This window comes from Streptococcus gwangjuense (genome assembly GCF_003627155.1).
In the GTDB taxonomy this organism is placed as follows: Bacteria; Bacillota; Bacilli; order Lactobacillales; family Streptococcaceae; genus Streptococcus; species Streptococcus gwangjuensis.
The window spans coordinates 841,721-855,989 of record NZ_CP032621.1; the positions used below are offsets into that span (position 1 = coordinate 841,721).

Below are 14,269 nucleotides of genomic sequence, written 5' to 3' on the forward strand. Positions count from 1 at the left end.
TGGGAAATATCTTTCTAGTCTCTATCGTATAAAGGGATATCATGAAATACATTATCAATCATTCAAACGACACTGCCTTTAATATTGCCTTGGAAGAATATGCCTTTAAACATCTTTTGGATGAGGATCAAATCTTCCTACTTTGGATTAACAAGCCATCTATCATTGTTGGTCGTCACCAGAATACCATCGAAGAAATCAACCGTGATTATGTTCGCGAAAACGGAATTGAGGTAGTTCGCCGTATCAGTGGTGGTGGAGCTGTTTACCACGATTTAAATAACCTCAACTACACGATCATTTCAAAAGAAGATGAAAACAAAGCTTTTGACTTCAAGAGCTTCTCAACTCCAGTTATCAATACTTTGGCTCAACTTGGTGTTAAAGCTGAATTTACAGGCCGTAATGACCTTGAGATTGATGGCAAGAAATTCTGTGGCAATGCCCAAGCCTATATCAACGGTCGTATCATGCACCACGGTTGCTTGCTCTTTGACGTTGATTTGTCAGTCCTCGCAAATGCCCTCAAGGTTTCAAAGGATAAATTTGAATCAAAAGGGGTGAAATCTGTTCGTGCTCGTGTCACCAATATTATCAATGAATTACCAGAAAAAATCACAGTCGAAGAATTCCGTGACTTACTCTTGGAATACATGAAAAAAGAGTATCCAGAGATGACAGAATACGTCTTTTCTGAGGAAGAATTGGCTGAAATCAATCGCATCAAGGATACTAAGTTTGGTACTTGGGACTGGAACTACGGTAAATCACCTGAATTTAACATCCGTCGTGGAACAAAATTCACCAGTGGTAAGGTTGAAGTCTTTGCCAACGTCATTGAATCAAAAATCCAAGATATCAAGATTTATGGTGACTTCTTTGGTATCGAAGACGTTGCTGCAGTAGAAGATGTCCTTCGTGGGGTGAAATACGAACGCGAAGATGTCCTCAAAGCGCTAGAAACCATTGATATCACACGCTACTTCGCTGGTATCAGCCGTGAAGAAATCGCTGAAGCAGTAGTTGGATAAATCAAAAAGAAGCTGGTCCTACAACCAACTTCTTTTTTTGATATTTATTTACATAACTTAAAATACGTAAAATTATAAACTATCTAGAGCATTCTTTTGTTCATCATTAACGATATGGGTATAGAGGTCAGTGACTTGTGTACTGGCATGTCCTAACTGGTGACTGACCAAAACTTGAGATTTAGTGGCATCATAGAGCCTAGTTGCTAGAGTATGTCGTAGTTTGTGGGGGGTTACACGCACTTTGAAGTCCTCAGAGTACTTAGCAACCATTTTTTCAACGCTAGAAGCATCGATACGATTAGGAACACCTCTGTAGAGAGTCAAAAAAAGGGCTGTATCTGTTTTTTCCGTCTTATAGCGTTGATTTCGAATGGCCAGATAATTCTCTAAATAAGGTTTTGCAAAGGCAGCAACATTTACCGAGTCACGTTTGCCCCCTTTTCGAGTGACATCGATAACCATCATTTTGAGATTGAGATCTCTTAGATCCAGATTAACAGCTTCAGATAAGCGGACACCAGACGCCAAGAGAAGGGCAATAATGGCCAAATCACGTTCTTTATTTTTGTTGAATGATGAGAGAGCGCGATTTGAAAGTTGTTGTGGATACTCTTGGTCAATATAAGATAGAAAACCTTCTGTTTCATCACCTAAAAAGAGTTTTTGCTTGATGTTTTCAGCTCTAGCAGCAAGTGTCTCTTTCTTTTTCTTTGTTGAAACTTTCTTCATTACATTACGATAGAAATAAGGTTCCCCTTGATCGTTTTCAACCTCCTCGGTCAGATACTTGTAAAGACTAGAAAGTGCTGACAAGGTCCGATTGATGGTTGTCTGAGAAACTCCTTGCTTGGTTGTATTAGCATTCAGCAAAGGACGTTCACGTAGGTAAAGGATAAAGGATTCCATGTCTTTCTTTGACATATTTTCCAAGACAGATAAAGGAATATCAGATATTTTATCAGCGTTTGAAATGCCAGACTCCAAAACCCAGCTGAAAAATCGATCATATTCCTTGAGGTATTCGTACAAGGTTGTAAAACTGTAAGGAACAGCAAGCTTAGATTGGTAGTATTCAAGAACATACCAGGGCATGATTTGTTTTAGTTTGTCGATTCGTTCCAGTAAAATCTCACGTTTCATGTATTTTCTCCATAAATAAGTCTACTAGTAGTATAGCATAGACTCATATATTTTTCAAGAAAATTATAGTTTTTCGGAAAGATGTTATAGAGCTTTTTAAAAAAGACTTAGACCTGAGTAAAAGGGATCTAAATCTTTGGAATTTCATTGTGAATCATTAGCTAGTGCTTTTTCTAGTTTCCAAATACTAAACCAGAATGAAATAGTCAGCAGAATAAGGAAAATAAAAAAGAAGATTATCAGTAACGAAACTTCTGTTCATTCTACATAACTGAAGAGCTATATAAGGAGCTATGAGACACAAAATACATTGTATAATTGCTATTGTTTTCTTTTTCATAATTTTAATCTTACTGTACAGATTTGATACAGTAAACTCCTTTCTAGCTTTATGCTTTTCATTTCTAACTTGATTATAGTCTTATTTTTACCAAAGTTCAATTACTTGTATGTGAAATATCTTATCTGTAAAAAATAACCGATCTCATTGTTGAGAATCGGTTTTCTAATATATTTAATTAAGAAATTTATTTTTACATAACATAAATTATGTAAAAACTCCTACAACAACAAATCTTTGACTTTCCCAATTTCACTTTTTGGAATCACCAGGTGGATCATATCCCCCAGATACATTCTGGTTGAACCGTTAACGGTTTGGCTTTTTCCATTATGAACTTGGGTTGTGATAAGGACATTGTGTGGTAAATTGAGTTCGTGTACTTGTTTCCCAGCAATTTTGTCTGATACAGGAATTTCAATAAGGGTAACTTCTCCTTCATCTGATGCTTCTTCAGGCAGCATTTTTTCCAACATAGCTTCATAGACTGGTGCACCCTTGAGTAGATCCATGATGATGTAGGCAACCAAGGTCACTAATCCAAGTGGCATGAGGTTGCGAATGTCGCCTACCATCTCGGTTACCAGAATCATGGCAGTTAAGGGAGCTTTAGATATTGCTCCAAAATAGCCACTCATTCCTAGAATAACAAATATAGGGAATTGCTCCTGACTGACAAGTCCAATATTCACACAAATGACACCAACTAGGGCACCAAGTAAGGAACCTAGCGCTAAAATTGGTAGGAAAATTCCTCCTGGAAGGCCACTTCCATAACTAATCATGCTCCAAACAAAGCGAATCAAAAAGTAAACTAATAGAACTTGGAAACTAAAATCTTGTTCAGTTAAGGAAAGAACCAGCTGATTTCCACCACCAAGGATTTGGGGTAAGAAGATTCCGACTGGTATGATGAGGATGAAGGCAAGAATCGGATAATAAGCTCTATCCAAACGGATTTTTTGACCAATCCAATCATAAACTTTACCAACATTGAGTACAGATTTCTCATAGAGAAAACCGGAAAGCCCGAGAAAAATTCCCATGAGGAGGTAAATCCAATACTGATCCAGGGTCATGAGTGGGATATTATCTGGCATATCCAGTACGGGTGTTAGGCCAAATATGAGCAGAGAAACAAAGTTTGCTACGAGACTGGCTGCTAGAGTTGAGACCCAGAAAAAGCGCGAAAAATGGTGATAAACTTCTTCTACAACAAAGAGAAGTCCTGCAATTGGTGCATTAAAGGCTGCGGCTAATCCTGCTGCAGCTCCACTAGCAATCAAGGAGCGTTCCTCTACTGGACTGGATTTGAGCCATTTGGAAATTCCTTTACCACCTACCGCTCCAAGTTGAATACTGGGTCCCTCTCGCCCCAGCATAAGTCCACTGGCAATAGCAAGAATTCCTAAAATATATTTTTTCCAAAGTACACCCCACCAGTTGAGGGTCATGAGTCCCTTTAATTCGGCTTCAACTTGAGGAATTCCTGAACCTTTGATGTCTTTTTCTGACCGAGTTAATTTCGCACTGAGCCAACAAACTATTAAATAAAATAGACCAATGATAAAAAGATTGCGCACTAGATGCGCTTGATCTTGATAAAGTCCTTGTATCAGGTGGAAGCCTTTTTCGATTAAGAAACGAAAGGATCCAACGATAATTCCAACAACGAGACCAACAATGATTCCTCGTCCAACTTGGGATAATATAGTACTTGAGGCAAAGGCAAATTCTTTCTTGGAACTGAGTGTTTCTGACTGTTCCTCCATAATCATTCCTTCTAACTTAACTTTCTTTTTCTCCTAAAACCAGTGATTTAACGGGTTCAAAACTTATTCGGTGAATTGGGGTAACTCCTAGTTTTGTGAGGCCTTCTAGGTGTTTAGCAGTTCCATATCCTGCATTAGCAGTAAAATCATAGCCAGGGAACTGCTGATCATATTCCTTCATCAATTCGTCACGTGTCACTTTGGCTACTATAGAAGCTGCTGCAATTGAAAGGGAATTGGCATCCCCTTTGATGATAGATGTTTGTGAAATTGGTAAATCCAGTTTCATGGCATCTATCAAAAGGTGCTCAGGTTGAGGACTGAGCTGGGAGATTGCTTCCTGCATGGCTAGTTTGGTTGCTTCATAGATATTGACTTGGTCAATGATCTGATTATCCATGATACCAATGCCGATTGATAAGGCTTGATCTTTAACGGCTTGGAAAATCTCCAGATGTTTCTTTTTAGGAATTTTCTTGCTGTCGTTGAGGCCTCTAATCTTACAATTTTTAGGCAAGATAACGGCTGCAGCAACTACTGGCCCAGCCAGAGGACCTCGGCCGACCTCATCAACACCAGCAATTAAGGTCAATCCTTGCTTGTAAAGTTCTTTTTCATAGGAAAGCATGGATTCCAAACGAAGATCCTCCTCCAATTCTGCCTGAATGGCTTTTTTACGCTTGCTGATTTCCTTTTGAACTCCAGAGCGATTATCCTTTTCAAAATCTAAAATAATAGGGCTATCAAGGTCCTTGACAGTAGCAAGGAGTTCTTTGATTTCTTTAATCGTCGCCATCGAGGTCTTCCAATGTATCTAAGGTATAGTTACCGAGTTTGCCGTCGCGGACTTCCTTCACGAAGAGACTGTAAAAGCGGTCATAGTCATCACGGAAACCGAGGGCGCGGGTCATGTCCATAATAATAATAGGCGCTTCTTCTTCAATTTTCATTTGCTTGAAGCGTTCAGCCAACTTTTCTGGATAATGTTCTTTGAAATAATTGAGGCCAAAAATAGTTACCTCATCCATAGGAAGCAACTGGTCTTTAATAGCTCCGGTCAAGGCCAACTTAAGCGCAACAGTTTCATCCTCAAACTTAGGCCAAAGAATCCCTGGCGTATCTAAGATTTCCAAGTCTTTGTTGGTTTTGAGCCATTGTTGCCCCTTGGTCACACCTGGTTTGTTTCCGACAACGGCAATTTTTTTACCAGCCAAGCGGTTCATCAGAGTTGATTTACCAGCATTTGGAATCCCGATAATCATGGTACGCAAGGTTTCAATCTTGATGCCACGTTCTTTTTGGCGAGCAATCTTATCCGCCATGAGCTTTTTGGCCGCATCTGTTACAACTTTTACAGTCACTTGCTCTTTGGAGTTGATAGCTAGCGTCTGAATTCCTTGTGATTCAAAATACTGGCGCCATTCCTTGGTCATTGCTGGGTCAGCCAAGTCCGCCTTATTTAAAATCAAGAGTTTTGGTTTGTCACCAACAATTTTGGTCAACATAGGATTTTGACTAGATAGAGGTAAGCGGGCATCCACCAAAATCGTCACAAAATCAACAAATTTTAAATTTTCCTGCACCTGTCGACGAGCTTTAGACATGTGACCAGGAAACCATTGAATAGTAGCCATAATATATCTCCTTCGGATTGAAAAAACTGTAAAAACGTTTTCTTTCTTATCCTCTATTCTATCATAAATTAGTCTTTTTTGCATAAGCTTTTGTTTGTAATAGCTACTTTTTAAAGGAAGACTGATTTCAACCCCACTTGATTTGTATATTAACCTTATATAAAATTATATATCTTATATATTTAGTTTTAGATGAGTATTCGAGATAAAAATGGGACTATACAATTTGTCAAAATTCCTTCTATCCAGCTTTCTTGTGCTGAGGAGAGATGCTCTGCTTGAAGGCTTTCTTTTAGAAAATCTCGAACTTGTTCTGGTGCGATTTCAAACTCAAAGGCTTTCATTTTATAGAAAAAGTCGAGCAGATGGTCTGACAGATATTCAGTTGAAAATGGCACTTCTCCACTTTTTCGATATTCTAATAAGAGTCGAGCAAAGCGGGATTTTTCGTCAGGAAGCTCACGGAAATAGGAATTGAGGAGCCAGGTCTGCTTCTGCTTTCTTTCAATTGGATCCTGACTAGCAATTCGTTGGTCTTTTTCCAGCTCTTTTTGGTATTGTTTGGCCTTGACAGCCCGTTCTGTCCTATTTTTACCAAAAAGAATTTTTTCCCACTTGCGTTCTTCTTGAGTTAGGGTTTCTGTAAAGCCAAAGTAATCTTGATAGGCACGCTCTGCTGGACCCATGGCTAGAACCAGATTGTCTGCATATTGTTTGGCGATTTTATCCCTCTTCTTGCGCTCTTTCTCTGCCTGGATACGGAGTTCTTGTTCGTAGTCAATTTTCTCCTTGCCTAGCTTGACAAGGTAGAGTTGGTCATCTGGTTTGCCAAGTAAAAAGGGTTTGATAAACTTTTCAAGGACTTCTTCCATCCGAGCCTTCTTCTTAGGCTCTGCCTTGGTCCAACTTCCTCCCTGAAAGACTACTAGGAAAAGCTGGTAGTCTTTCTCAGGTGAGAACTGATTGCCACGATTGGGCTTGAAAACACCTTTTTCCCAGAGCCATTTTAGAAGTCGTTCGTCAAAGTCACTTTTATTGACCTTGATTTTTTCCTTTTTCTTAGCTTTTCTGGTCAGATTTTCAACTTTTCTGAGTAGTTTTTCTTCCTCTTCCAATTGCTGGTCAAGAGACAATCGATGAAAATGACGAACACAATCGCTACCAATCGGAAAGAGGCGTTGACCTGTGACGCCGTTAAAGAGTTCGTAAGCGTACTTGATGGCATTTCCACAGACACAATTGCTACGGCCGATACCGTTAAAAATCAAGGAAACTTCATTCCATTCCTTGGTAGCTTGTTCCCAAGTATCAGCTTTTGAAGCCTGTAAAACCGCATCATGCAGGGATTTTCTAACTGGAAGTGTCATGAGGTCTCCTTTCTAGATTATACTTTTACAACTTGAACCTCTTCTTTACCTAGTAAAATCAAGTATTTCTCAATATTTTCAATCGAATAGGCTCGTGATAAAGCTTCTCCGTATAGGGCTAATTGACCACGATAGCGATCTATGAGTTGATTTGGATCATCATAGCGGTCTGTCTTATAGTCGAACAGAACGATTTTGTCTTCGTAAAGCAGATAGCCATCAAGGATACCACGGACAACGAAATCTTCCTGACTCTTTTGATCTCGTTTGAGCATGGAGAAGGGTTGCTCGCGATAGAGATGATCGGTATTGGCAAGAATTTCCTGACCGAGTGCTGTTTCAAAGAATGCAAGAATTTTAGCAAGATTAATCTTGTCTCTGACAGCTGGGCTGGTTTGAACTTGTTTGAGAGTTTCTGTCAGGCTAGCAAGCGTTGGTCGCTGGCTGAGGTCAATTCTCTGCATGAGTTCGTGGGTAGCACTACCAATCTCAGCTCCTGTTACCTTTTCTTTGCTTGAAAAATCTGGTAAATCAAAGCTGATTTTCTTGTCTACTGATTGAGCTTGTCCTGCAATCTCAACACCTTCCATATCCATAACTGGTTCGTAGAATTTCTTGATTTGACTTGGGGTTTGAACGCTAGGAAGTTCAATGGATGCGCGATGAAGAGTATTATAAACTTCCACTTCTTTCAGCATTTCAAGAGCTTCTTTAATGGTTTCTGACTGGCGATTGTTTGCTTGGGAGCTATCTTGGAGAGGGCTTTTGTTTTCCAACTGACCAATAGCTTCTCTAGTCAGCTGCTCTTCACTAACAAAATGATAGCTAAAGTTGAGATGATCCTTGGCAAATACTTTACAGATAGCCCAAATCCAATCTTGGAAATTCCTTGCTTGAAGTCTAGTGTTGCTATTTAGTTTTCCATTTTTAGCTGCTGGGTATTCCTTGGCTTCCAACTTTTCACGAGAACCTTTACCGACAAGATAGAGCTTTTTCTCAGCCCGCGTCATGGCAACATAAAGAAGGCGCATCTGCTCTGAATAGCTTGCCAGCTGTAATTCCTCTTCGTTCTGCCTATAGGTTAGGCTAGGGATGGAGAGTTTGATGGTTTTAGGATAGTGATCTTCCACTGCTCCTGTCTCCATTTTGGCAATATATTTGACACCAAGCCCATTTTTACGACTGAGAATGACTTCTGACATAGAGTCTTGCTTGTTAAAATCCTGATCCATATTGAGGATAAAGACGTAAGGAAACTCCAGCCCTTTACTCTTGTGAATGCTCATGAGCTCTACTGCATCTTTTGGCGGTGCGACGGCCACGCTTGCAAGATCGTGCTGGGCTTCCAAGACCTGGTTAATCATGCTAATAAAACGAGACAAGCCCTTGAAATTACTCTTTTCAAACTGGTCTGCTCTCAAAGCTAGGGCATAGAGATTGGCCTGTCTAGTAGGACCATTTGGCAAAGCCCCAACATAATCATAATAAAAACGGTCGTTGTAAATCTTCCAAATCAGGTCATAGAGGGAGTGAGTTTTGGCATGCAAGCGCCAAGAAGCTAGGATATCCATGAATTGGTTTAGTTTCTCAGCTAGAGCCGTGTGAATCAAGTTTTTCTGGCTTGTTACCATTTTTTGTGCATTGATCAGTTTTTCATAGAGATTTTCTTGGACTTTATCCTCTGCTTTCTGAAGGGACAAACGCGCTAACTCGTCCTCGTCAAAGCCAAACATAGGAGACTTCATAAGGGCAACCAAGGCATAGTCCTGAAGAGGATTGTGAATGACACGAAGGGTGTCTAGCATGACTTGCACTTCTAGAGATTGGAGATAGTTGTTTTGCTCTCCGTCTGTTTTGACGGGAATCCCGTACTCAGACAGGGCGAGAAGAATCTGGTCATTACGACTGCGGCTGGAGGTTAGAAGAGCAATTTCTTTAAAGGCAACACCTTTTTCCTGATGAAGTTTCAGAATCTCCTTGACGACTAATCGCATCTCCCCAGTTAGTTTCGTTTCTGACTGATCCTCTTCTTCCTCACCTGTATCGTCCTTGTCGTAGAGGAGAAATTCTGCCTTGTTGTCTGGATTGGGAGTCAGTTTGGTATTGGCAAAAACAAGCTGGTGCATGTTATCATAGTTGATTTCTCCGACATCTTGGTCCATAAGACGCTCAAAAACATCATTGGTTGCTGACAGTACTTCTGAACTACTACGGAAATTTTCCTTGAGGAGAATCAGCTTGCATTTGTGTGGATTTTGCGCATAGCGTTGGAACTTTTCATTGAAAATCTTCGGGTCTGCCTGACGGAAACGGTAGATGGACTGCTTGATATCTCCCACCATAAATCGGTTGTGGCCATTAGAAAGTAATTCCAGCATCCGTTCTTGAATATGGTTGGTATCTTGATACTCATCGACCATGACTTCGTGGAAACGCTCCTGATAAGCCTGACGAACTTGCGGGAATTTCTCTAAAATCTCAATGGTGTAATGACTGATATCAGCGAATTCAAAGGCGTTTTCCTGGCGCTTACGTTGACGATAAGCTTCCACAAAATCACTCATGAAAGATTGGAAGGTTTTAGCTAGTTCCCAGGTATCTCCATGATAACGTTCTTGATAGTCGAGAATCGTTATCTGATCTGCTAGTTGTCCTAGTTTAGCAAACTGGGTCTTTCTCTCTTCGTTGTAGGCATCGGCCAGTGGCTTCAAATCAGCCTTACGACTGGCATTAGTCAGAGCTCGACCATTTTTCTCTTTCGAAATTGCGACAACACGCGAAAGCACTGCTTGATAAGCCTGACTATCGGACTCTTGATTTAAGGGGCCAATTTCATCCAGAACTGACTGAACATTTTCTAAATAAGCAGCCTTTGCAAATTCCTTGGCATCATTATCCAGATGATAACGGAAAAAACTTTCCAAATCCCCAAGGGCTTGCTGGATTTGCTCAGTCAGTTTTTCTTTTTCACTGCTAAAATCAGCTTTTTCAAATCCTTTTAAGAAAGATTCACTCAGCCACTTTTGAGGGTTGCTGGTGGATTGGAGGAAGTCATAGATTTTATAGACCTGCTGGCGTAGCCCCCGTTCATCCTTGCCACGCCCAGCAAAGTTTTTCAGCAAATGGCTAAACTTCTTTTTCTGTTTACCTTGGTAATGGGCTTCAAAGACCTCATGGAAGACTTCGTTTTTTAGAAGGAGTTGCTCACTTTGGTTTTGTAAAATCCTGAAATTAGGCGCAATATCAATCAGATAGCCATGTTTACCAAGGAATTTTTGTGTAAAAGAGTCCATGGTACCAATAGCCGCGTTGGGTAGGTCTGCCAACTGGCGACCCAAGTGTTGTTTGAGGTCAACATCACTACTTTCTTGGATTTGTTGGCTGATTTTTTTTTCCAAACGTTCTTTAAGCTCTGTGGCAGCCTTAACGGTAAAGGTTGAGATAAAGAGTTGACTGATTTCCACTCCACGCGCCAATTGATCTAGAATGCGCTCGGCCATGACAAAGGTTTTACCAGAACCAGCCGACGCTGAAACGAGAATATTCTGACCAGAAGTGTAGATGGCTTCAATTTGCTCAGCAGTTTTCTTTTGTTCCTTGCTCGAATTTACTTCTGCTTCTTGCAATTTTTGAATTTCCTCCTCGGTTAAAAAGGGAATGGGCTTCATCGATTCAACTCCTCTCTTATTTTTTCAAACCAAGCTTGCTTGAGTTTCTCTCCTACCAGACGCTTGCCATCAGTTAAGTCCAACTTTTCTAGAAAACGGGCTTGGCCCAAGTGATAATTGGCTTCAAAGCCAGTAATGGCTTGATGTTGCTGGACGTATGGGGCAATACTTCTACCATTTTCAGTATAAGGGTTAATGGCGAACTGCCCTGCTAAAATCTTCTCAGCTGCTTTCTTGTAAAGATGGGCATTGTAGTCCAGTAGGAGCTGGAATTCCTCATCTGTCAGCTGATTAGCCTTGTTTTTGTTATAAAATTCGCCCAAATGACTGCTTTCTTTTTCTAAGAAGAGGCCTTGGTATTTCATTGACTTGCTAGCTTCTACTACTGCACCTGCTAGACTTTTAACGGCCATCAGAGATTGGACAGGCTCAGCCATTTCCAAGTACATGGCACCAAAAAAGTTCTGCTCCCCTTCTCTTTTTAAGGCAGCTAGATAGGTTGGTAACTGGGAATTGAGCCCATTAAAGAAATGAGGAAACTGGAACTGAGTCAGACTCGACTTGTAATCTACTACTCCTATCGATCCATCAGCTTTCAAACGGTCAATTCGGTCCACCTTGCCTCGTATAAAGACACTGCGACCATTGTCCAATTGAATAAAGGCCTGCTCTTTACCCCCGAAGTTCGCCTCTTCTTTGATGGTTTCGATGGCTGGATTGTGGCGGAGAATATGTCCAGTTGTCCGTGCAACATCAAGCAGAACTTCCTTGGTAAACTGGGCTTCTAAACTTTCCTGATAAATAGCCTCAAATTCCCGTTCTTGACTGGTTTCTTGGATAGCCTGTTCTAAACGTTGGTCAAAAGAGTCTTCATCAGATAACTGCAAGGCGCGTTCAAAGATACGGTGCAAGAAATTTCCGTGACTACGGGCATCAGGACGTAGACGCAATTCTTCTTGCAAGCCTAAAACGTAGCGAAGAAAATAACTGTATTCATTGCGATAAAACTCCGTCAAACCAGAGGTAGACAGGTAAAACTCTTTGTCAGCTGGATAGAGAGTCTGTAAGGTATCCTTGTTCAACTGCTTACTGCTTGGACTGGTTGGGAGGGATGGATTTTCCAAACCTTGCTGGTCTAGTTTTTTACCCATGACACGCGCCAGAACCTTAATAAAGGTCAAATCTTGCTCAGTATCACTCGTCTCGCCCTGCTGGTGATAGGCAACCAGACTGGACAAAAGACTGTGATATGACCCCATATCTTCCTTAGACAGCCCTTTGTGATTTATCCTTTTCTCTTTCCGCCTAAATCCAAAATGGACTAGCTCTTGAAGATAAGCTGATTCCTTGCTTTCACTTTCGTTAAAAAGGCTTGGAGCCGACAAGACCAACTGCTTACGGGCAGAATTGACCAAGGAAAGCATAGTGTAGCGATTTTTCTTGAGATTTTCACTGCTAGCAATCAGCAATTGCGCCCCATCTTCTGTCGCTTGGTTTAGGCTCTGTCTTTCTTCGTCTGTCAAAAGACTGGTGTTTTGCGCGATTTTTGGTAAATTGTCCTGAGTCAGCCCAATGGCATAGACAAAGTCAGCCGTTAAGGGCGCAATCAAATCGTAACTCTGCACCAGAACAGTATCCACTGTTGCTGGAATGGTGCGATACTGAGATAGACTCATTCCAGAATGGAGCAAGGCTAGGAAGTCTTCTAGACTAACCTGTGAACCAGCAAAAACAGTTGCAAATTGTTCTAAAACATGACAGAAAGCCTTCCAAACTTCAGCTTGTCTTTCCTGTTCAAGAGTTTCCATAGTAGCTGTCAAATCTTGAAACTGCTTGGTCACAGCTCCTTCTTTTAGAAAAGAGTTCCATTTTTGAAAGAGATTTTCAGCCTTTTGTTTTCTGCTAGTAAAAAGAGTCTCAAGAGGTGTTAAAATACGCAAACGAAGAGCATTTAAACGTTCTAAATCAAATTTTCCATGGTGGGATTTGGTAAAGGCTTGCTGAAAGGCTGGCAAGCCATTGATACCAAGGTAGCGGATATATTGCTCAAAAGCATCAATATCAGCTTGACTAAGGTCGGTATACAGACCTGTTCTAAGAAGGTTTATCAAATCCTCCTGACGGAAACGATAGCGTTTCAAAGCTAAAATAGACTCGACAAACTGTGTCAAGGGATGATGAGCCATGGATTCGCTTCTACCAAGATAGAAAGGAATCTGATACTGGTCAAAAATCGTTTTTAGAGATAATTGATAAGAAGCTACATCCCCCAAGAGAATACGAAAATGCTTGTAGCTCAGGTCTGAGTTCTCATGTAATTTCTGACGAATGCTACGGGCTACTAACTCCAACTCCTCCTTTTGCGTCAAGCAAGACCAGATTTGTAAGTTTTCACGATCCTTCTCATCGACATCCAATGTTAATTCTGAAAAGTCATAAGAAGACTCCAACAAACGAGAGGCCTTGTCAAAGCTATCCATCTTCTCATGAGTTTGAGAACAGTCCTGAGCAGGCGTTTGGTATTTAGCAGCTAAATGATGGAGAAACTCCACACTGGCTTGATAGAGATTGCCTTCAGCGAATGGGCTGGTATAGGCTTTCTTACTAGCATAGGCTCCAATGACAATCTCAACACCCTTGCCGTGAAGTAAGTCTACAATCCGCTCTTCCTCAGCAGAAAAACGGGTAAATCCATCAATAACCAAGGCGATTTGAGTAAAATCACTACTAACTTTGTCATTTTCAATAGCCTCAATCAAATGGGATAACTGACTTCCTTGAGACAACTGACCCTGATTGAGGTAGGCCGTTACCTTCTCAAAAATCAAGAGTAAATCGGCTCGCTTGTCCTCATCCGTCAAACTCTCCAAGTCCAAAAAACTCATCTGAGCAGTCGTCATCTCGTGGTAAAGCTCTATCAACTGCTGGATAAACTGAGGATCCTGCTTGATGGCGCCGTATACTCGTAAGTCTTTGGGATCAAGTTCAGCAAGACATCTGTAAAAGGCCATACCAAGACCGATGTCATCTAGACTGGTTTTGACAGGTAGGTCATTCAAAATCAGGTAACGAGCCATCTGCGCAAAGCGCGTGACGGTAATCGCAAAAGAAGCCTGCTGGGACAAGCATTCCAGCACGGCGCGTTCCTTTTCAAAAGAAAGAGAGTTGGGAGCTATGTAGAAGACCCGCTTGCCAGCAGCAACTAGCTCTTCCGCCTCTCTGGTTAGAATTTCAGTCAAAGAAGTCCGAATATCAGTATAAAGTAATTTCATCTCAGCCTCGTTGGAATTTTTCATTACCTTTTATTATACCAT

The 14,269-nt window shown here is 41.0% G+C and carries 8 protein-coding genes; 1 reads left to right on the forward strand and 7 read right to left on the reverse strand.

Annotation, left to right across the window (positions count from 1 at the left end):
* Positions 1–41: 41 nt before the first annotated feature.
* Positions 42–1,031, forward strand: a complete 990-nt coding sequence (locus D7D53_RS04185) for a lipoate--protein ligase (RefSeq protein WP_120770238.1) — start codon at positions 42–44, stop codon at positions 1,029–1,031.
* A 72-nt stretch (positions 1,032–1,103) separates the two neighbouring features.
* Here the strand turns inward: D7D53_RS04185 and xerS are convergent, their stop codons facing one another.
* The 7 genes from xerS to rexB form a co-directional block, all read right to left on the reverse strand.
* Positions 1,104–2,174 (reverse strand): tyrosine recombinase XerS, encoded by a 1,071-nt coding sequence (gene xerS / locus D7D53_RS04190; protein ID WP_120770239.1) that lies wholly within the window; start codon positions 2,172–2,174, stop codon positions 1,104–1,106.
* 561 nt (positions 2,175–2,735) lie between these two features.
* On the reverse strand, positions 2,736–4,286 hold the full coding sequence (locus tag D7D53_RS04200) for a ClC family H(+)/Cl(-) exchange transporter (RefSeq protein WP_120770240.1): 1,551 nt from the start codon (positions 4,284–4,286) through the stop codon (positions 2,736–2,738).
* 16 nt (positions 4,287–4,302) lie between these two features.
* Positions 4,303–5,082 carry a ribonuclease HII gene (locus tag D7D53_RS04205; protein WP_120770241.1) on the reverse strand — a complete coding sequence of 260 codons (780 nt, stop codon included), beginning with the start codon at positions 5,080–5,082 and terminating at the stop codon, positions 4,303–4,305.
* Positions 5,069–5,920: a ribosome biogenesis GTPase YlqF gene (gene ylqF, locus D7D53_RS04210; RefSeq protein ID WP_000201306.1), complete on the reverse strand. Its 852-nt coding sequence runs from the start codon at positions 5,918–5,920 to the stop codon at positions 5,069–5,071. Before ylqF ends, D7D53_RS04205 begins: the two co-directional genes overlap by 14 nt.
* Positions 5,921–6,108: 188 nt before the next feature.
* A complete protein-coding gene (locus D7D53_RS04215; RefSeq protein WP_120770242.1) occupies positions 6,109–7,287 on the reverse strand; it encodes a hypothetical protein in 1,179 nt (392 codons plus the stop codon).
* A 17-nt stretch (positions 7,288–7,304) separates the two neighbouring features.
* Positions 7,305–10,955, reverse strand: a complete 3,651-nt coding sequence (gene addA / locus D7D53_RS04220; RefSeq protein ID WP_120770243.1) for a helicase-exonuclease AddAB subunit AddA — start codon at positions 10,953–10,955, stop codon at positions 7,305–7,307.
* On the reverse strand, positions 10,952–14,227 hold the full coding sequence (gene rexB / locus D7D53_RS04225; RefSeq protein ID WP_120770244.1) for an ATP-dependent nuclease subunit B: 3,276 nt from the start codon (positions 14,225–14,227) through the stop codon (positions 10,952–10,954). Before rexB ends, addA begins: the two co-directional genes overlap by 4 nt.
* Positions 14,228–14,269 lie beyond the last annotated feature (42 nt).